General features: G+C 60.7%; 14 protein-coding genes and 1 tRNA gene. 8 read left to right on the forward strand and 7 right to left on the reverse strand.

Annotated elements, in window-relative coordinates; translation table 11 throughout:
- Positions 1-1,128: 1,128 nt before the first annotated feature.
- Positions 1,129-2,790 (reverse strand): DUF7845 domain-containing protein, encoded by a 1,662-nt coding sequence (locus ACFEMD_RS19665; RefSeq protein ID WP_394742987.1) that lies wholly within the window; start codon positions 2,788-2,790, stop codon positions 1,129-1,131.
- A 1,063-nt stretch (positions 2,791-3,853) separates the two neighbouring features.
- On the opposite strand from ACFEMD_RS19665, the gene ACFEMD_RS19670 reads away from it, so the two are divergent.
- Complete coding sequence (locus ACFEMD_RS19670) at positions 3,854-4,459, forward strand: tyrosine-type recombinase/integrase (RefSeq protein ID WP_394742988.1); 606 nt, start codon at positions 3,854-3,856, stop codon at positions 4,457-4,459.
- Between the two features lie 1,515 nt (positions 4,460-5,974).
- On the opposite strand, the gene ACFEMD_RS19675 is transcribed toward ACFEMD_RS19670, so the two are convergent.
- The 6 genes from ACFEMD_RS19675 to ribH all read right to left on the reverse strand — a co-directional run bounded on the left by ACFEMD_RS19675 (position 5,975) and on the right by ribH (position 12,466).
- Positions 5,975-6,880 carry a hypothetical protein gene (locus tag ACFEMD_RS19675; protein ID WP_394742989.1) on the reverse strand — a complete coding sequence of 302 codons (906 nt, stop codon included), beginning with the start codon at positions 6,878-6,880 and terminating at the stop codon, positions 5,975-5,977.
- 2,309 nt (positions 6,881-9,189) lie between these two features.
- Entirely contained in the window at positions 9,190-9,372 is a 183-nt protein-coding gene (locus tag ACFEMD_RS19680) for a hypothetical protein (protein ID WP_394742990.1), read from the reverse strand.
- Between the two features lie 479 nt (positions 9,373-9,851).
- Positions 9,852-9,954, reverse strand: a tRNA-Gln gene (locus ACFEMD_RS19685).
- 100 nt (positions 9,955-10,054) lie between these two features.
- The gene (locus ACFEMD_RS19690) at positions 10,055-10,804 is read right to left on the reverse strand and encodes an HNH endonuclease (RefSeq protein ID WP_394742991.1); all 750 of its coding nucleotides are present in this window, start codon (positions 10,802-10,804) and stop codon (positions 10,055-10,057) included.
- Between the two features lie 97 nt (positions 10,805-10,901).
- Positions 10,902-12,050 carry a pyridoxal phosphate-dependent aminotransferase gene (locus tag ACFEMD_RS19695; RefSeq protein ID WP_394742992.1) on the reverse strand — a complete coding sequence of 383 codons (1,149 nt, stop codon included), beginning with the start codon at positions 12,048-12,050 and terminating at the stop codon, positions 10,902-10,904.
- Positions 12,047-12,466, reverse strand: a complete 420-nt coding sequence (ribH, locus tag ACFEMD_RS19700; RefSeq protein ID WP_394742993.1) for a 6,7-dimethyl-8-ribityllumazine synthase — start codon at positions 12,464-12,466, stop codon at positions 12,047-12,049. Before ribH ends, ACFEMD_RS19695 begins: the two co-directional genes overlap by 4 nt.
- 213 nt (positions 12,467-12,679) lie before the next feature.
- Between ribH and ACFEMD_RS19705 the strand changes: the two genes are divergently transcribed.
- From ACFEMD_RS19705 to ACFEMD_RS19735, 7 genes are all read left to right on the forward strand, one after another.
- The gene (locus tag ACFEMD_RS19705) at positions 12,680-13,843 is read left to right on the forward strand and encodes a 5-(carboxyamino)imidazole ribonucleotide synthase (protein ID WP_394742994.1); all 1,164 of its coding nucleotides are present in this window, start codon (positions 12,680-12,682) and stop codon (positions 13,841-13,843) included.
- Between the two features lie 151 nt (positions 13,844-13,994).
- On the forward strand, positions 13,995-14,630 hold the full coding sequence (locus tag ACFEMD_RS19710) for an AIR carboxylase family protein (protein WP_394742995.1): 636 nt from the start codon (positions 13,995-13,997) through the stop codon (positions 14,628-14,630).
- A gap of 236 nt (positions 14,631-14,866) precedes the next feature.
- Positions 14,867-15,277, forward strand: coding sequence for an NADH-quinone oxidoreductase subunit A (locus tag ACFEMD_RS19715; RefSeq protein WP_394742996.1), 411 nt, complete (start codon positions 14,867-14,869; stop codon positions 15,275-15,277).
- A complete protein-coding gene (locus ACFEMD_RS19720; protein WP_005553433.1) occupies positions 15,277-15,984 on the forward strand; it encodes an NADH-quinone oxidoreductase subunit B in 708 nt (235 codons plus the stop codon). The genes ACFEMD_RS19715 and ACFEMD_RS19720 overlap by 1 nt, the downstream gene beginning before the upstream one ends.
- Positions 15,981-17,645, forward strand: a complete 1,665-nt coding sequence (locus tag ACFEMD_RS19725; protein ID WP_394742997.1) for an NADH-quinone oxidoreductase subunit D — start codon at positions 15,981-15,983, stop codon at positions 17,643-17,645. The genes ACFEMD_RS19720 and ACFEMD_RS19725 overlap by 4 nt, the downstream gene beginning before the upstream one ends.
- The gene (locus ACFEMD_RS19730) at positions 17,642-18,727 is read left to right on the forward strand and encodes a complex I subunit 1/NuoH family protein (RefSeq protein ID WP_394742998.1); all 1,086 of its coding nucleotides are present in this window, start codon (positions 17,642-17,644) and stop codon (positions 18,725-18,727) included. The genes ACFEMD_RS19725 and ACFEMD_RS19730 overlap by 4 nt, the downstream gene beginning before the upstream one ends.
- The gene (locus ACFEMD_RS19735; protein ID WP_278292211.1) at positions 18,724-19,185 is read left to right on the forward strand and encodes a NuoI/complex I 23 kDa subunit family protein; all 462 of its coding nucleotides are present in this window, start codon (positions 18,724-18,726) and stop codon (positions 19,183-19,185) included. Before ACFEMD_RS19730 ends, ACFEMD_RS19735 begins: the two co-directional genes overlap by 4 nt.
- Positions 19,186-19,206 lie beyond the last annotated feature (21 nt).

Consider the following 19,206-nt stretch of genomic DNA (forward strand, 5'->3'; position numbering starts at 1 on the left):
ACTGTACTGAAGACAGGCGGAATCATCGCCCTCACCGGCACAGCCGTCACTGGCACTGCCGCGGCCCAACCACCGGAACAACGTGGGCAAGACCGCGCGGCTACCGCCAGTGGAGGACGGTCGACACAAGGACTAGAGCAGGCCGATGATGCGAGCGACGGTCGCGCTAGCGGGAACGGTCACGGACATACAGGTCCCACAATCTAATCTCACAACCATGACCCAAGACACACCAATCTCACGACGAACCATCCTCAAGACCGCTGGAGTAGCCGTCTTCACCGGCATGGCTCTTACTGGAACAGCGGCCGCTCAACCCCCGCAACATGCCCAAAACCGGCGGCCTCCTCACGCTCAACAACGCTATGAGGGGGCTCAACAGAGGAGAGAGGAGGCGCAAGAGAACAGAGGAGGCCCCGGTGGTAGACCGGGAGGACCCGGTATCTAACCAACACCCATGACTCAAGACAAATCAATCTCACGACGGAGCGTCCTCAAGACGGCTGGAATAGTCGCCCTCACCGGCACAGCCGTCACGGGAACCGTGACAGCGCAACCACCTCAGCAGCGTGGTCGTGACCGCGCAGCCACGGCTAGTCAAGGACGGTCGACACAAGGACTCGAACAGGCCGATGATGCAAGCGACGGTCGCGCTGGCGGCAATGGTGGAGCAACACCGGGACCCAGAATTTGACCTGCCTATTCGACGAGGACTCTATTTCGGTCTCCTAAGACGAGGTCGGGAGCAACCATACCTGAGTAGCATATTGGCGGCTCGCATGACTCGTTCTATTCATACTGCTCCAGCTTCGAGGCTGAATCTCGACACTTCTTAGGGGCATACCCCTAAGGGGGAAGGGGTATCTATGACACCGGTCACATCCCGTTCAACCACCGATTTGCAAGAGTTACCCGTCGAATGGCAATAATTCTCCTATCTCAGGCAATGTTTGAGGAGCTACTGTACCCTCGGCGAATGTCTATTTCCAGCGTGCGAGTCCCAACCATGATAAATGGTACATGGTACTACAATACAGTAACTGGAAAATAGTATAGTCGGAATACAGTAAGTGACACTTGGAAAACGAGTGCTGCAGCTATCGAAGGTCGGTCCCGAGGTGGGATGCACTATCCACCGGGACGCAAGGATACGTCCGCCGGGTCGATGTCGCCGTTCAGGAGGCGTTCTGCGAGTTCTTCCGCATCAATCCCGCTCTCGGGGACCTCGACCCACGGGTCGGCGTCTTCCCTGTCTGTCACTTCGGAATCGCTGTCACGCTCTCTCTGCGCTTCGCGGTCCCTTCGTCGCTCGTCGGCACGGGCCTCTATTTTTTCGCGTCGCTCAGCTTCGGTTATGTCGCGGTCAAGTAAAGAGTGAACCGTGTCTTTTGCTTGTTGTGATTGCCAGCGAATGTATCCAATCCCGCTGAAACCCCGAACGACAATCCCATCTTCTTCGAGCTTTCCAGCTATTCGACCGATAGTGTCCGTTGTTAGGCCTATCTCGTCAGCCATCTCCTGATAGGTGATTTGGTCGTTCGCCCGGTTCAGTAGGACACAAAGACAATCGTAGTACGATTTTGTCCGGCTGTTAAAGAGTCGGCCGAGGACGGTTCGCTCGAACCGTTGGGACTGCCAGAACTCGGTAAGTTGGTTACGACGGTCTGCTGGATGGTCAAACGAGAGCGGTTCCTGTGACTGCTCGCCTGCCAAGAACCACTCATCTGGAATAAGGTCGTCTTCGCGGATACCGGCCCACAAAGCGTGGCTACAGACGATGCGTTCTGCGTAGTGACGGACTGCCGCCCAGTCATCCCACGCGTATGCACCGTTGATGGTCGCCTCCAGTTTCCAGTGTCGGAGGGGGTCTCCGTCAGCCCTCTGATTGTGACGCGTCGCTGCGTACGCTTTCAATTTAACACTGTTCGGTGGGTCTTCGAGGGAATTCGTATCCAACCCGAGGAACGGCAGTCTGGTCGTCTTGAACCCGTAGTTGGTACATTCGCCGTTTCGGAACTGACTATATATATCCCCCTCACCGTCGGCTTTGACGGTCAGGTTTGCGCTCTGTTCGAGTTCTCGGACGGTCGCTTCTGCGAGGTCGCGATGAAAACGGATGTAAACCTCGACACCCCGGACACGGCACATTTCTGGAATGAGGTCGCCGAATTCATCGAGCGAGTTGAAGTCGTCGAATGCAGCACTGAGCATCTCCTCAGCACGAGTCACGGCTTCCAATGGGTTGGTGATGTAGCTGGTCTGAATTTTCAGATGAGTTCCCTCCCAGCGACGCCCGTCCGTTCCGGGTGGCCACGAAAACTCGCCCCCATTGCAACTCTGGAGACCTGCTTCCCGTTTGTCAACGACGAGTTTACACTTCGCCGGGAGCGGGGGCTTTTTCGCCTCTAAGGCATCGGCGTAGAGACCGAGGTGATAGTCGGTTTCGGGGATGAACTCTCCGTCACTCGTCCGCTTGCCATAGCCTGTCGCACTGGTGAAGAGGCCTATCTCACACTCTCGTTCTTTTCTATCCCACACAGGAGTATACTCATGCGCTACGAGATGCGGGTTCGCTGACGTTCCCGGTTCGTCTCGTAGTGTGTCGAACTCGCGTTGTTTGGCGCTGAGCCAGTCGTACAGTGCATTATCGTCTTCAAGTTGGATGAAGACTGTGGCCGCGTGGACCATCGGGGTTACCGGGTAGGTTTCAGCGCGGTTGTTCGCTTCCGGGGAATCATTTACTGGCGATACGTCGGTATTTTTATGTTCTGTGGTAGTGTTGATACTCATTGGAGAGGGCGTGTTGCGTACGAGCGAGAACCCGTGCCACGGACCATCTCGCTCGGGATTCACCCCGACCGGGGGATTCGAGACTACTTGCCGCTGACGCCTGCTGCAACAGGCGTCAGCGGGAAAGTCGACTACTGGACCCGGAGGCGCACCTCCGTTGCTCCGTCGACTTCTACTAGGTCGAATGTCACCTCAGCAGGCTCTCCCCACTCGCGATAGATGGAAATTGGCAAGCGGAGCAAGCCATCTGCCGAGACTGGTTTCCTACGTCGTTCGATGAGCGTATCTTCAGCACCCATAGTTGACCGAATGTCCTCTACCCACATATATTTTGTTACAGAGCGATACGGAATTTAATCCCCATCAGAATACAGTAGTTTGGTGAGGAAATGGAATTTTGGCTTCTAAACGCGAGTGATTACCGAATGATTGCCGAAGAGAGTGGCCCAAATCCTGTTTCAGTAGACTTCCGTATCGGGATTCCGCCCGAACTGGCTAATAATATAATAAAATTCTCATAAAATAGGCCGCAAAGAACGCGGAGCGACCGGCCCATTCATAACTATACGCTTACACCTTTATCCTTCGAAATAAATGTATAAATTATGCCAGAACCGACCACACTCCAGTTGTACGACCGTCGAGCGTTCCGCCGCGCCCTCACCCAATTAGAGTTAGAGCATGATGGTCTCTGGGAGGCTCGAACGACAGACATCCACACGGCCATCGTCCGAGTTGGGATTGAAAACCCGGACCTATTACTCCGAAAGGTAGAGGAGGTACAGCAGGAACAAAATGGAAATTAATCGTTCTGGGGTCGGAACCGGTCGTAGCCGCTTTCCTCGAACGAGGTTCCCATAACTGGCAGTGATGGTCTCACGTATTTAATCGAAGTCAGTAGGAGAGATACTCAGTTCAGCGAAGGTCTGGTATTGCACGTTTCATTCTTAACGTGCAATGCAAGACGTAGCCACGCGCTGAACCCCTCCAAATCCTGCCGTTCGTCCATACCAGTCAGTTCGACCAAACGTTCATGTTGCACGAAATACAAGGGAAACGTGTAGTGAGATTGGAGAAGAACAAGGACGGCACGTACAACGTCTGGATGAATCGCACCGAATATCGCGAGATACCCCGCAATGCCCGCAGTTGGAAGGAGGAAATCGCCATTCGACTGATGGGTGATTGCGGACTCCGCGTTGAAGAAACTCGCCACGTTACCAAGGGCGACGTACAACGGTATCCCAACGGTAAACACCACAAACTGCGTGTCACTGGAGCGAAGGACACCACCGGAGAATATGACGACGGACAAGAACGCGAAACGTGGCTTCCGCGCGACCTCGAAACCCTCATCCACCGCTACGCAACTGATGAGGGGCTGAACGACCACGAGTCGCTTATCCCGAACGCGAAGCGGACAGTCCAGTTGTGGGTCGAACACGCGGCGAGCGCGGCGGCGGACGCTGCTGGAGACGACGATTACGAACACGTATCGAGTCACGACCTTCGGCGGTGTTGGGCACATCACTTGCTGGTTGAAGAGGGCGTCGGCGTCCGGGTTGTTATGGCCCTCGGCGGATGGAGTAATTATTCGAGTATCGAACCATACCTGAACGCTCCGTCCGAAGAAAACATCATCCGTGAGATGCGAGAGGTCGAATTGTAAGCGATAGTTGATGTGCTGTGTGCGACATGTCCTATTGTGAGGGTAAGTCCTTCTTGAACCACCACCGTCTGCGCTTTGCACACGGCCTGAAACTCAGAAATTGAAAAGCAGACGGTATCAAGACGAGTCTACCGCCGCGATAGTCGCATATCAAGACTTACTGTCTGCTTTAATACCTTTGCTAGCCTACAATATGTGGTCAATAGGGGCCACGAGAAACCATGACAGAACAACATGCCCTTGACGGGCAGGACAATTCACGTATTTCGCGCCGTTCGGTTCTCAAAATTACAGGTGCCGTTACGCTCGCAGGTACTACATTCACTGGCACTGCAGCGGCCCAGCCGCCCCAAGAACGCGGTCGCGACCGCGCAGCCACGGCCAGTGGCGGGCGGTCGACGCAAGGACTCAACCGCGCAGATGATGCGAGTGATGGCCGGGCTGGCGGGAACGGTGGCGGGTCCCAACCGGGTCCCATCCTCTAACCTCACAACCATGACACAAGGCACACCAATAACACGACGAACCGTCCTCAAGACAGCGGGTGTCCTCGCGCTCACTGGGACAGCGATTACTGGAACAGCGGCCGCTCAACCACCCTCCCATGCCCAACAACGGCGTGCGGAAGCCCAGCAGCGACGACAGGACGCCCTAGACGAAGCCAACGAACGGAGCGGTGGACGCGCAGGAGGTGACCGTGGAGGAACTCCGGGGCCCTCAATCTAATTTACAACCATGACCCAAGACATTCCACTCTCACGACGAACCGTCCTCCGAACAGCAGGTATCGTTGCCCTTACCGGCACAGCCATCACGGGAACAGCGACGGCACAGCCGCCCCAAGAACGTGGTCGCGACCATGCAGCCACGGCCAGTGGCGGTCGGTCTACCCAAGGGCTTGAACGGGCGGAGACCGCGAGCGGTGGCCGGGCTGGCGGAAACGGTGGCGGGTTCCAACCGGGTCCCATCGGCTGACCTATAACTATGATTCAACAAGACAATCAAATACCACGACGAACCGTCCTTCGAACAGTAGGTGTCCTCGCCCTTACAGGAACAGCCGTCACGGGAACCGTGACAGCGCAACCACCTCAGCAGCGTGGTCGTGACCGCGCAGCCACCGCCAGTCAAGAGCGGTCGACGCAAGGGCTCGACCGAGCAGATGCTGCAAGCGATGGACGTTCTGGAGGAGGCGTTGACCGACCGGGCCCGGGGTTCTAAACCATGAACAACGACTTACCAATCACACGACGCACCGTCCTCAAGACCGCGGGTATTGTCGCGCTCACCGGCACAACCATTGCAGGAACTGCAGCAGCGCAGCCCAACGGGCCACGAGGTCGCGACCGCGCAGCTACCGCCAGTGATGGCCGTTCAACTCGTGGATTAGAACGAGCAGAAGATGCGAGCGATGGTAGGGCTGGCGGGGGACACATCGGAACGGGGCCTACGATTTGACCCACCGGTAGTAGAACATCTTTTTGATTTTATTAAAACCGTGAAAACTCCGAAACATTACGTCGACGACGTATCGTCTCCCGAGAGTGGTATTATGGACTCGATTGCCTCCCATTCTCTTGGTTTGTACGTCGGTGACCGACCAATGCGTCGGGACCCGTTCCACTCCTCCCCTAACGTTTCCTCCAGATGCTGGATATGGTCGACGGCTTCAACGAGTGCCATGCGCACTGCTCGGAGTTCATGATTCTTCCGTTCCACATCGGCCTCCAACTCCTTGACGCGCGGTGTCGTCTTGCGAGCGTACCGATGAAAGTCTTCAGCGTGGTCCTCGTGAGCGTCTGCGAGTGCCTCGTGGGCATCCACGAGGCCATCGAACCGGTCGATGTGAACGACTTCACGCTTCATCGCTTCGACGGCGTCCTCGGCGTTTTCCGCACGCTCTTTTGCCTCTTTTGAGTGCGCTACGTTCTCGCGATAATACTCTTTGGCCGTTTCTTCTATCTCCTCGGCTGTTTCGAGAAGGTCCTCGCGATAATCTGCATGTAGACGCTCCATCTTGCTATTAATCATCGTGAGCCGCTCGCGAATCGCCTCCTGTTCCGACGGGTCCGAGACCGCGGTTGGGTCTTCAGCCATCGCCTGTTTAATCAGGCCATCTTCTCGGATTTGTCGCAGTCCCTCATCGGTGATGGTCGCCGTCTTCGGCGGGATTCGGTTCGTCTCCATCTCTTCTCTGGAACGCTGGCCAACCTCGATGAGTCCTCGCGAGTCGAGGTCATCGAACATATCGTGAAGTGATGATTTTGGGGCGTTGACGTAAGCATTAATTTGTGTCGTATCCGCCGTATATCGCCCTTCGTCGTCCTCCTCTGTGTTTTTGATAATCGCGTAGAGAAATCGTTGGCGACGGAGGTCGAGCGATTCGCTATCTGTGTTCAGAGTAGCGATTTGTTCATCCATATCCTCTAGATAATATCAAAGATTAAAGGTATACTGGGGGTCGAATATCCGGCTCGGTTTATCCAAACGACTATCCCGAATATCTCGCTCACACACCGACTTCCCTCAGGGAAACCCCCTCTGGGGGTTTCCCATAGGACCCCCACTCGAAGTAGAGAAGAGAGGCTCCGGCATCGGACAGTATAGTGCAGCAGTTCCGAGTGTTGTGTGTCCTTTCGTCCACCAGCCACCTTCACAGACGTAGAAAAATCAGGACGCGCACTGCCTCCACGGCGAGACTCTGCCGGACAGCGAATGGTCTTTTGATGGGACTTTCGTTGAAATCCGCGACACGAGTTTAAGACTGTAGCGAGCCTACATTATTCGCCCATCGGGAGTGAACAATCATGACGAATTTGGCCCGACACAATCAATGCAGCGAGGCTCGACCCTCGCGACGAACCGTCCTCAAAACGGCAGGCATCCTCGCTCTCGCAGGGACAGGTCTCACCGGAACCGTAGCAGCGCAACCCCCACAAGAACGCGGCCGAGAGCGCGCGGCTACCGCCAGTGGAGGACGGTCGACACAAGGACTAGAGCAGGCCGATGATGCGAGCGACGGTCGCGCTAGCGGGAACGGTCACGGACATACAGGTCCCACAATCTAATCTCACAACCATGACCCAAGACACACCAATCTCACGACGAACCGTCCTCAAGACAGCGGGTGTCCTCGCGCTCACTGGAACAGCGATTACTGGAACAGCGGCGGCGCAACCGCCCCAGCAGCGTGGTCGTGACAGAGCAGCCACAGCCAGTCAGGGTCGGTCGACTCGTGGATTAGAACAGGCGGAGACCGCGAGCGATGGACGTTCTGGAGGAGGCGTTGACCGACCGGGCCCTGTCATCTGAATAACCATGGCACAAAAAACACCAGTTTCACGACGGAGCGTCCTCAAATCCACCGGAGTCGCCGTCCTCACTGGAACGGCTCTCACAGGCAGCGCCGCGGCTCAGCCTCCACAGCACGCTCATGACCGGCGGCCTGCCCACGCTCAACAACGCTATGAGGAAGCTCAACAGCGGAGAGAGGCAGCCCAAGAGAATCGGGGTGGCGGCGGTGGTCCAACCACACCGGGCCCCGGAATCTGACTGCAATCATGACTGAAACCAATTCAATCTCACGACGGAGCGTCCTCAAGACAGCGGGTGTCTTCGCCCTCACCGGCACAGCCATCGCGGGAACCGCAGCGGCCCAGCCGCCCCAAGAACGTGGCCGCGAGCGCGCAGCAACTGCCAGTGGCGGGCGGTCGACGCAAGGACTCAACCGCGCAGATGATGCGAGTGATGGCCGGGCTGGCGGGAACGGTGGCGGGTTCCAACCGGGTCCCATCGGCTGACCTACAACCATGACTCAACAAGACAATCAAATATCACGGCGAACTGTGCTGAAAACAGCAGGCATCATTGCCCTCACCGGCACAGCCGTCACGGGAACCGTGGCAGCACAACCTCCACAAGAACGCGGGCGAGAGCACGCGGCTACCGCCAGTCAAGGGCGGTCGACGCAAGGGCTCGACCGAGCAGATGATGCAAGCGACGGTCGCGCTGGCGAGAACGGAGGCGGTCGTCCGGGAGACCCGGGCCCCGACCTCTGACCAATCACCATGACCCAAGACACACCAATAACACGACGAACCGTCCTCAAGACAGCGGGCATCCTCGCTCTCGCGGGGACGGGCTTTGCGGGAACAGCGACGGCACAGCCGCCCCAAGAACGCGGTCGTGACCGCGCAGCAACTGCCAGTGGCGGTCGGTCCACCCAAGGGCTCGACCGGGCAGATGACGCGAGCGATGGACAGGCTGGCAGTCGTGGACCGTGGACGGGTCCCGACCTCTGACCTACTCTATCAGAACAATGACTCAAAGCAATTTAATTTCACGACGAACTATCCTTCGAACAGCAGGTATCGTTGCTCTCACCGGCACAGCCGTCACGGGAACCGCGACAGCACAACCGCCGGGACAACGCGGTCGAGAGCGCGCAGCCACCGCCAGTCAGGAACGGTCGACACAGGGATTAGAGCAGGCGGACACGGCGAGCGCTGGTGGAAACAGTCACGGTACACCGGGTCCCATCCTCTGACCTCACTACCCTGACTCAAGACACACTACTCTCACGCCGAACCGTCCTCAAAACAGCGGGCATCGTGGCATCGCGAGGAAACCGTCCGTATTGAGGGGGTTCTGGTATCTGTTGCACATATGGACTCCACACGTGTCGCGGTAGTCCTATGCGCTTTCCGTACAGAGGTAGCAATGGGCCGCTATCACCACTCTCCAACGAAGCCCTTGGGTTTGAGTTCGACGTAGGCTCCGTTAACCTCTGACGTTTGCCTCATCTGCCACTCCTGTAGGTCTCTACAGATTTCGGCGAGTTCCGCTGGGCTTGCGTCCTCTCCTCCCGACACTTCAACCGACAGGGCCCCGGCAGTCATTTTGATGTGGTTCATGGTCAGTCGGGCCTCACAACGTGTACGTCGTGCCATTCGGCAATGACACAGTCTTCGGCAATCTTCTGGAATAGAAACATGAACTGGGTGTGGGTCGCGTTGGCGACCGACTCCAAACTGTCCTCTGGACCGCCGCGTATGCGACAGTGGCACATGCTGTCCTTTACCGTCATTTCGACTTCGGGACCTTGCTGCATTGCATCTCCTAATCGTATGAGTGGCGTATTATACAGCCGATTTTCTTCCAAACACCATTATCCTCTTAATTTGTCATATATGGCATGGATAGGTCAGGTGAAAAACAAGATTTGCTCGACAAGAATTACCGACCGGTTGCTGGAGACCCTGATTGGTACCGGTGTCTAGCATGTGGAAAGAAGATACATGCAGGCGAGCGTGATGCGACAGATTTAGCTCGACACGAGTTAGAATGTGACAGATGAGTGTCGGTTCGAGAGGGATTCGAACCTTATTGGTTATAGTCCCGGGCGGATTCGAACCGCCGTCATGGGCTGTCTTCCGTGACGGACCGAACCGAACACGTCCAAAGGCCCATATGATTGGCCACTACACCACGGGACTTCTCACGTCGTTCGAAGTTCCCGCGTACCTCGCGATTCTTCGGAATCGCTCACCACTACGGGACTTCACTCGCGGGATAGACTCCCGCTGCACAATAGTGTTACTTTTCGCAGCGAGGGGGTACCGCTATCGAGCCCGCTTCCACGCGACGGTGACAGCTCCGACACAGCGTGACGACGTTGTCCAGGGAGTGTGCGTCCTCGACGTCCTCGAACGACCGGACCGGTCGGAGATGATGTACGTCCGGGTTGCGATCGAGTTCGTCGGCGTCCGCGCCGCAGTGCTGACACTCGTATCCGTCCCGCTCGAGCGCCTGTCGCCGTACGCGCCACCATCCTCCACCGTATTCGATCGGTCCTCCCTCCCACTGGTGGTGATCCGAGCCGACGACGTTTTCGGAGAGCCACTCCCCGTGGCACTCGAGCGTACAGAAGACGCCCCGCTTTCGCTGTTCGAGACGAGCAGGACGCACCTCGAGAGTCGCGCCGCACGACGGGCACGCCGTCTCGATTCGTTCGCCCTTCTCCGACGGGTTCTCCGGAAGCAATCCATCTGCGGCATCGACACAGTCCGGACAGTACCGTCCCTGCTTGTTGGACGGGTAGTACGAGAACGTCGTTCCGCAAGATGTACACGATGAGGTCTCGGTGGCATCCTTCCAGTTTCCGTTGTGCTCTCCTGCGTTTGGATTGCAGTCGTCGCAAAACTCCCGGCGCGCCTTCGGGTCGTAGAACTCCGTTTCACAGCCGCTGCAGGTCCGGTTCGGCAGCGGCTCTCCGTGTACTTTCGTGTGGTGCTGTCGCATTCCGCGCTCCGACTGGAGGGACTTGCCACACGTGGGACAGTCCATGCGGTTAGTGTCCTCGCAATGATGGATAAACTCGAGGAGAGAACTCGACGTTCGACTCGATCCTTGCGACCGAAACCGATTGAGGGCGTCCGAACCGCTACAGGTAGCCCTCGTCGGCCAGTCGCTCGATACCCTCCTGCAGGCGCTCCTCGCTCGCGGCGTAGGAGATGCGGGCGTACCCCGGCGTGCCGAACGCGCTGCCGGGAACCGTGGCGACGTGGGCGTCCTCGAGCGCGCCCTCACACCACGCCTGGTCGTCCTCCGAGACGGGGAGCATCATGTAGAACGCCCCCTTTGGAACTGCGACGTCGACGCCGTGGCCCTCGAGCAGGTCGACGACCAGGTCCCGTCGCTCGGCGAAGGCGGCGACCATGTCGTCGACGGCCTCGTCGGTGTTCTCGAGCGCTTCGATCCCGGCGTGCTGGACGAAGTTCACCGCCGAGGAGACGGAGTGGCTGTGCAGTTTGCCGGCCTGATCGATCAGCTCCTCGGGGCCGGCGAAGTAACCCAGCCGCCAGCCGGTCATCGAGTAGGCCTTCGAGAAGCCGTTGACCGTGACGGTGCGGTCTTCCATCCCCTCGAGCGTTCCCAGGCTCGTGGGTTCGACGCCGTAGGTGATCTCCTTGTAGATTTCGTCGGAGATCACCGTGACGTCGTGCTCGACGGCGAGGTCACGCACGCCCTCGAGCGCCTCGTCGGAGTAGACGGCGCCCGTGGGGTTCGACGGCGAGTTGATGATTAGCAGTTCGGTGTCGGACGACACCGCGGCCTCGAGGTCCTCGAGGGCGGGCTCGAGCTGGAACTCGTGTTCGGAGAGGTCGACCCGCGAGAGCGAGCCGCCGGCCATCTTGACCATCGCCTCGTAGGAGACCCAGGCGGGATCGAGCAACACGACCTCGTCGCCCTCGGCAATCAGTGCCTGGACGATCTCGTAGAGGGCCTGCTTCGCTCCGGGCGTGACGATGATCTCGTCGGTGCCGTGCTCGAGGCCGTCCTCGGCGAGCTTCTCGGAGATCGCCTCGCGCAGCTCGAGGATCCCCGCCGAGGTCGTGTAGCCGGTGTGGCCGGCGTCCATCGCGTCCTTGCCGGCCTCCACGACGTTCTCGGGCGTGGGGAAGTCGGGTTCGCCGACCGAGAGGTCGACGACGTCTTCGCCGTCGTTCTCGAGTTCGGTCGCGAGCGCGGAGATGGCGAGCGTTGCGGACGGTTCGACTCGGGTCAGGCGGTCGGTGAATTCCATGGTCATCGTTGATCTGGGTCGGGTAGCTCGGCGACGAGATCGAGCGCGCCGTCGACGGCCTTCGCCGCGTTGTCGACGCGTTCCCGGGCCTCCGCGGCGGACATGCCGGGGCCGGTGACGCCGAGCGTTACGGGTGTGTCACGCTCGAGACTGACGTCGGAGAGTCGTTGTGCGGCCGCGTCGGTGATCACCTGGTCGTGGTCCGTGTCGCCGGTGATGACGGTGCCGATCACGGCGACGGCGTCGACGCCCTCGAGGCGGGCGAGTCGGTCGGCCGCGAGGGGGGCGTCGTAGACCCCCGGGACGCGAACCGTCTCGTACACCTCGGCGCCGGCGTCGGCGGCGGTCTCGCTGGCGACGGTCTCCATCTGCTCGGTGATCTCTCGGTTGAACTCCGCGACCACCAGTCCGAGCGTGGTCATACTCGAGCGGTCGGGTGGGGAGTTCAAAGAGGTACCGTTCTCGGCGGACGTCGCGGCTCTTTGGCCGAGGACGAGCCACCGCCGCGAACTGAAGCGGGCAGTCGGTCGCCGTTCGCCGGAGTACTCACGAACGTGCCGATCGCGGCCGTTCCCAGCCGAAGAAATCGGCAGCATTGAGAATACTTAAGCGACGGGCCGTCCAACTCACGGCCGATGACGACGCTACGGACGCCGGGGCCGACCCTCGGCGTGGTCGGTGGCGGACAGCTCGGACGAATGCTCGCCGAGGCGGCCGCGCCGCTGGGCGTCGAGGTCGTCGTGCTCGATCCGACGCCGGACTGTCCGGCTGCACCCGTCGCGCGCGATCAGATCGTCGCGGAGTTCGACGACGAGGCCGGCATTCGGGAGCTCGCCGCGCGGGCCGACGTCCTCACCTTCGAGATCGAACTGGCCGACCAGGACGTTCTCGAGCGGGTCAGCGAGGAGTCGGGAACCCCCGTCCACCCCGATCCCGCGACCCTCGAGACGATCCACGACAAGCTCGTCCAGAAACGGGCCCTCGAGGACGCGGGCGTTCCCGTCCCGCCGTTCCGGGCGGTCGAGGACGCCGACGATATCCGCGAAGCGATCGACGACTACGGAGCACCTGTCATGCTGAAGGCCCGGACTGGCGGGTACGACGGCCGCGGGAACGTCCCCGTCGAGTCGAAAGCCGACGCGGAAGACGCACTCGAGTCGGTCGCCGGCCCCGCGATGGTCGAATCGTTCGTCGACTTCGAACGGGAGATTTCGGTGATCGCGGTCAAGGGCGAGGGCGAGACCGCGGCGTTTCCGATCGGGGAGAACGTCCACGAGGACGAGATCCTCCGGAAGACGATCGTTCCCGCCGGCTCGAGCGAGGCCGTCGAGCAACGGGCCCTCGAGGTCGCCGAGGACGTCCTCGAGGTGATGGAGGGGCGGGGCGTGTACGGGATCGAACTCTTTGAAGCACCCAACGGGGAAGTCCTGCTCAACGAGATCGCCCCCCGCCCGCACAACTCGGGCCACTGGACGATCGAGGGCGCCCAGAGCTCGCAGTTCGAACAGCACGCTCGAGCCGTGCTGGGCTGGCCGCTGGCGGCGACCGATCTGCGCTCGCCGACCGTCTCGGTGAACCTGCTCGGCGACGTCGAGGAGTCTCGAGACGCCACACTCAGAGACGTCAACCGGATCCTCGAGACGCCCGCGGCGAACCTCCACTGGTACGGCAAGCGACAGGTTCGGCCGCTGCGGAAGATGGGCCACGTCACGATCGCCGGGCGCGAAGGCGAGACGACCGACGATCTGCTCGAGACGGCCCGGGAACTCGAGCGATCCGTTACGTTCACCGCGGAGTAACGAACGAACGGGAAGTGACGGACAGGCCAGCACAATATGTGGTCGTTTCGATACGACGAGCGCGTTCCGTCTGGGGTCCACGGCGAATGTATCTCCGACCTGACGCCGGCGAAACGTACCGTTTCTTTGTCGGCGGATCGTAGCCTCCACCATGTCCGCGAACTCGGTTTCGGAACTGATCGATCGCCTGCACCGCGAGGCCGAACTGGACCTGCCCGACGCCGAGAGCCCCGACGTCGGCATTGTGATGGGCAGCGACTCCGACCTCGAGGTGATGTCCACCGGCGGACGGCGCCGTGGCGCCTACGACGCCCTCGTCGACGAGCTCGGCTTCGAGGAACAGACCGACTACGAGAACCCGCCCGAGGCCCGGTTTACGTTCGAGACGTACGTCACCTCCGCCCACCGCACGCCGGAACTGATGACCGCCTACGCCGAGACGGCCGAGGACCGCGGGCTCGAGGTGCTGATCGCGGGCGCGGGCGGCAAGTCCGCCGATCTGCCGAACATGACCGCGTCGATCGCCTACCCCCTCCCGGTGATCGGCGTTCCCGTCCAGGAGAAGTCCGTCGACAGCGTAATCGGGATGCCGACGGGCGCGCCGCTGGTGGCCGTCGATGCCGGGAAATCGTTCAACGCCGCGCTGTCGGCAGCCCAGATCCTCGCTCGTCAGCACGAGCCGGTTCGGGAGCGGCTCCTCGAGTACCACGAGGGACTTCGAGCGGAGGTCGGCGAGGTCTCCCGGCGGCTCCACGACGACGGCACTGCGCGCTTCTCGAGCGAGTAGCCGACCCACGGCGTCCCCGGCCGGTTATCGATTCCGCCCCTGGGGGCTATCGATTCGGGACCGTCCCGCGCGAGGGATTAGCGGCTTCTTTCGGCGATGGACGGGTCAGGAGTTGTGCTGACGATCGTTCGGCCGATTCCCCGAACGACGAAAACGGATGCTGATGCTCCTACCGGCCGAAACAGCAAGAATCAACCCTTATATGCGTGGGCTCTGAAGCTTCGAACGTTACCGAGATGAATGACTGGATCGCTATCGGCGCGCTCGCGCTCGTGGGACTGCTGATACCGTTCGGGATGATGGCGGTATCGTACCTCCTGCGGCCGAGCGTCCCCGAAACGAGCAAACGTGCCACCTACGAGAGTGGCGAGGTGCCGACCGGCGGGACGCGCATCCGATTTAACATCCAGTACTACATGGTTGCGCTTCTGTTTCTCGTCTTCGACATCGAAACCGTCCTGTTGTTTCCGTGGGCGGTCGTCTACCAAGATGCGCTCGCGGCCGAGGAGTACGGCCTCGTCCACGCCCTCGGTCCCATGCTGGCGTTCGTGGCCATCCTGCTGATCGGGTTCGCCTGGGCGTGGCGCACCGGCGCCGTTCAGTGGGCGCGGACGCCAGAGCAGGTCGAGGCCGGAGCTGATCAATAATGAGTAGTGACAAACCACGCCAAGAGATCTACGACAGTACCGCCCCGTCGACCGACACTCGCGAGGCGCGGATGGGTGCCGGCCCCGACGATCGATTCAACTCGAAGCTTCGGGAGGCGTTCGGTGCGTCGCCGTTCATCCTCACGAAGTTCGACCAGTTCATGAACTGGGTTCGGGGGAACTCGATGTTCATGCTGCAGTTCGGGATCGCCTGCTGTAGCATCGAGATGATTCACACGTACGCGATCAAACACGACCTCGACCGCTTCGGTGCGGGGGTCCCTCGAGCCTCGCCGCGACAGGCCGACGTGATGATCGTTCCCGGAACGATCGTCTCGAAGTTCGGCCCGCGGATGAAGCGGGTCTACGACCAGATGCCCGAACCCAAGTTCGTCGTCGGGATGGGATCGTGTACGATCTCCGGGGGACCGTTCCAGGAGGGGTACAACGTCGTCAAGGGCGCCGAGGAGATCATCCCTGTCGACATCCACGTCCCCGGCTGTCCGCCCCGACCGGAGGCGCTGATCTACGGCGTCGCCAAGCTTCAGGAACGAATTCGCAACGGTGAGACCTCGCCCGTCGTGGTCAAACCGTACGAACTCGAGCAGTTCGGCGACCTGCCGAAGGACGAACTTATACAGAAACTCGCCGACGACATCGACGAGGAGGACCTCGTCATGCGGTACAACTGGGCTGATTCGCCATGAGCACGGAACTCGAACGCGACCAGCAGAGGATCGGCGTCGAGGTCACCGAGGACGAACTCGAGGCACTGATCGGCGATCGGGCGCTCAGGCGCGACGACCACCTCAACGCGCCGGGCTTTGTCATCCGGCCGGACGACGTCCAGGACGTCCTGTTCGATCTCCGGGACGAGGCGGGGTTCGACCACCTCTCCTGTCTGACCGCCCAGCAGTACGAGGACCGCTACGAGTCGATCTACCACATGAAAAAGTACGCCGACCCGACCCAGGAGGTGTCGGTCGTCGTTCCGACGTCGGTCGATAACCCGGTCAGCCAGTCGGCCGAACCCGTCTTCCGCACCGCCGACTGGCACGAGCGGGAGGCGTTCGACCTGGTGGGGATCGACTACGAGGGCCACCCGGACCCCCGCCGGATCCTCCTGCCCGAAACCTGGCAGGGTCATCCCCTCTCGAAGGACTACGACCAGGAGCAGCCACAGGTCGTCACCCTCGCCGAGCACGCCAACCCGATCCAGCCCGATCACCACGACGAGGAGTCGGACACGATGTTCCTCAACATCGGTCCCCATCACCCGGCGACTCACGGCGTCCTCCACGTCAAGACGGTGCTCGACGGCGAGACTGTCGTCGACATCGACCCCGACGTCGGTTACCTCCACCGCTGCGAGGAGCAGATGTGCCAGCAGGGAACCTACCGCCACCAGATCATGCCCTACCCGGACCGATGGGACTACGTTTCCGCCGGCCTGCTCAACGAGTGGGCATACGCCCGGACCGCGGAGGATCTGGCCGACATCGAGGTCCCCGAGTACGCCCAGATCATCCGGACGATGGGCGCGGAACTCTGCCGGATCGCCTCGCACTTCCTGGCGCTCGGAACCTTCTGTCTGGACGTCTACGGCGACTTCAACGCCGTCTTCCAGTACTCGTTCCGCGACCGGGAGGTCGTCCAGGACATCCTGGAGGACCTGACCGGTCAGCGGCTGATGTTCAACTACTTCCGGCTCGGCGGGGTCGCCTGGGACCTGCCCGAACCCCGCGACGAGTTCATCGAGAAAACCCGGGACTTCCTCGACGAGCTCCCGGCGAAGATCTCCGAGTACAACGACCTCGTGACGGGCAACGAGATCTTCCAGGTTCGATGTAACAACACGGGCGTCCTCGACCCCGACCTCGCCAAGTCCTACGGCTGTACGGGGCCCGTCGCCCGCGCGTCGGGAATCGACTACGACCTTCGGCGAGACGACCCCTACGGCTACTACGAGAACCTCGAGTGGGACGTCATTACCCGCCAGGGCTGTGACAACTACGCTCGCGTCCTCTGTCGGATGGAGGAGGTCGAGGAGTCCGCGAAGATCATCGAGCAGTGTCTCGACCTGCTCGAGGACTGGCCCGAGGACGACCGCGAGATCCAGGCGAACGTCCCCCGAACGCTCAAGCCGGATCCGGACACTGAGATCTACCGGGCCGTCGAGGGTGCGAAGGGTGAACTCGGCATCTACATTCGGTCGGACGGGACCGACAAACCCGCCCGATTCAAGATCCGCAGTCCGTGTTTCCACAACCTCTCGTCGCTCGAAGAGATCAGCGAGGGTGACTTCATTCCGGACCTGATCGCCTCGCTGGGCAGCCTCGATATCGTGCTCGGAGAGGTGGATCGATGATCGAGGGGACGCTCCTCCAGGCCGGTGATACGGTCTTGCTTCCCGAGCGGATCGGCGATCTGACCGGGCTCGATCAGTTCGGCCTCGCCGGAGAGCTGCTCGCGGCGTTTCTCGCCGCCTTCGTTATCGGCAACCTGATGCTGGCGATGACCGGCGTCGCCGGCCCGTGGGCGAAACGGAAGATCACCGCCGCGTTCACGGACCGGATCGCCGTCAACCGGCTCGGACCCGCCGGCCTGTTTATCATCGTCGCCGACGCGGTACGACTGCTCTCGAAGGAGAACATCATCCCCGAGAACGCCGACCGGCCGGCCTACGACCTCGCGCCGATCGTCGTCGCGTCCTCGGCGCTGCTCGGCTTCGCGGTTATTCCGATGGGCAGCGGCATCCACCTTGCCGACCCCGAGGTCGGCCTGGTCTTTGTCTTCGCCGTCGCCGGCATCGCGAGTCTCGGCCTGGTGATGGCCGGCTACTCGTCGGCGAACAAGTACTCGATGCTCGGCGGCCTGCGGGCGGTCGCACAGAACGTCGCCTACGAGATCCCGCTCGTCGTCACCGGGATGTCGGTCGTTATCTTCACCGGCAGCCTGCAGATGAGCGAGATCGTCGCCGTCCAGAACCAGCCGCTAGTCGATTTCGGCCTGTTCGCGATTCCGGCCTGGTTCGCGATCGTCAACCCGTTCGCGTTCGTGCTCTTCCTGCTCGCGAACTTCGCGGAGGTCGGCCGCAACCCGTTCGACACGCCGGAGGCGCCGACGGAGATCGTCGCCGGCTACCAGACCGAGTACTCCTCGGTGTACTTCGTCCTGATCTACCTCGGCGAGTTCCTCCACATCTTCCTCGGCGGGGCGATCATCGCGACGATCTTCCTCGGCGGCCCCGCCGGACCCGGTCCCGAGGCGCTCGGGATCGTCTGGTTTATCATCAAAATCTGGGGCGTCTTCTTGCTGACTCAGTGGATGCGGTCGGCGGTGCCGCGAGTTCGAGTCGACCAGCTAATCGAGATCGGCTGGAAGGGACTGCTCGTCCTTTCGTTTGCGAATCTTATCTTGACCGCGATAATCGTGGGGATCATCCAATGATCGGGATACTCAAATCGATGGCAACGACGATGAAACACGCACTGGACGGCTCGACGTTCACCGTCGAGTATCCGGAGACCGCACCGGACGTCTCGCCGCGCTTTCGGGGCGTCCACAAGTTCAGCCAGGAACGCTGTATCTGGTGTCGCCAGTGCGAGAACGTCTGTCCGAACGACACCATCCAGATCGTGATGGACGACCAGCGAAACGGCGAACAGTACAACCTCCACATCGGCCAGTGTATCTACTGTCGGCTCTGCGAGGAAGTCTGCCCAGTCGACGCGATTCTGCTCACCCAGAACTTCGAGTTCACGGGCGACACCAAACACGATCTGGTGTACAACAAGGAGCAGCTGAAGGCCGTCCCGTGGTACAAGGACATCGACCCGCTCGAGTCGCGCGAACCCGACCGAGGCGCGTGGATCGGCGAGGGTGACGGGGAGGTCGATTATCAGTAATCGGGCCGCCCGTCCCGAGAA

Source organism: Natronococcus roseus (assembly GCF_043677095.1).
Lineage (GTDB): Archaea > Halobacteriota > Halobacteria > Halobacteriales > Natrialbaceae > Natronococcus > Natronococcus roseus.

What these genes read in the sequence shown, in the direction of transcription:
- ACFEMD_RS19665 (WP_394742987.1), bottom strand. Translation starts at nt 2,790, where the DNA reads ATGAGTATCAACACTACCACAGAACATAAAAATACCGACGTATCGCCA.
- ACFEMD_RS19675 (WP_394742989.1), bottom strand. Translation starts at nt 6,880, where the DNA reads ATGGATGAACAAATCGCTACTCTGAACACAGATAGCGAATCGCTCGAC.
- ACFEMD_RS19680 (WP_394742990.1), bottom strand. Translation starts at nt 9,372, where the DNA reads ATGAACCACATCAAAATGACTGCCGGGGCCCTGTCGGTTGAAGTGTCG.
- ACFEMD_RS19690 (WP_394742991.1), bottom strand. Translation starts at nt 10,804, where the DNA reads ATGGACTGTCCCACGTGTGGCAAGTCCCTCCAGTCGGAGCGCGGAATG.
- ACFEMD_RS19695 (WP_394742992.1), bottom strand. Translation starts at nt 12,050, where the DNA reads ATGACCATGGAATTCACCGACCGCCTGACCCGAGTCGAACCGTCCGCA.
- ribH (WP_394742993.1), bottom strand. Translation starts at nt 12,466, where the DNA reads ATGACCACGCTCGGACTGGTGGTCGCGGAGTTCAACCGAGAGATCACC.
- ACFEMD_RS19705 (WP_394742994.1), top strand. Translation starts at nt 12,680, where the DNA reads ATGACGACGCTACGGACGCCGGGGCCGACCCTCGGCGTGGTCGGTGGC.
- ACFEMD_RS19710 (WP_394742995.1), top strand. Translation starts at nt 13,995, where the DNA reads ATGTCCGCGAACTCGGTTTCGGAACTGATCGATCGCCTGCACCGCGAG.
- ACFEMD_RS19715 (WP_394742996.1), top strand. Translation starts at nt 14,867, where the DNA reads ATGAATGACTGGATCGCTATCGGCGCGCTCGCGCTCGTGGGACTGCTG.
- ACFEMD_RS19720 (WP_005553433.1), top strand. Translation starts at nt 15,277, where the DNA reads ATGAGTAGTGACAAACCACGCCAAGAGATCTACGACAGTACCGCCCCG.
- ACFEMD_RS19725 (WP_394742997.1), top strand. Translation starts at nt 15,981, where the DNA reads ATGAGCACGGAACTCGAACGCGACCAGCAGAGGATCGGCGTCGAGGTC.
- ACFEMD_RS19730 (WP_394742998.1), top strand. Translation starts at nt 17,642, where the DNA reads ATGATCGAGGGGACGCTCCTCCAGGCCGGTGATACGGTCTTGCTTCCC.
- ACFEMD_RS19735 (WP_278292211.1), top strand. Translation starts at nt 18,724, where the DNA reads ATGATCGGGATACTCAAATCGATGGCAACGACGATGAAACACGCACTG.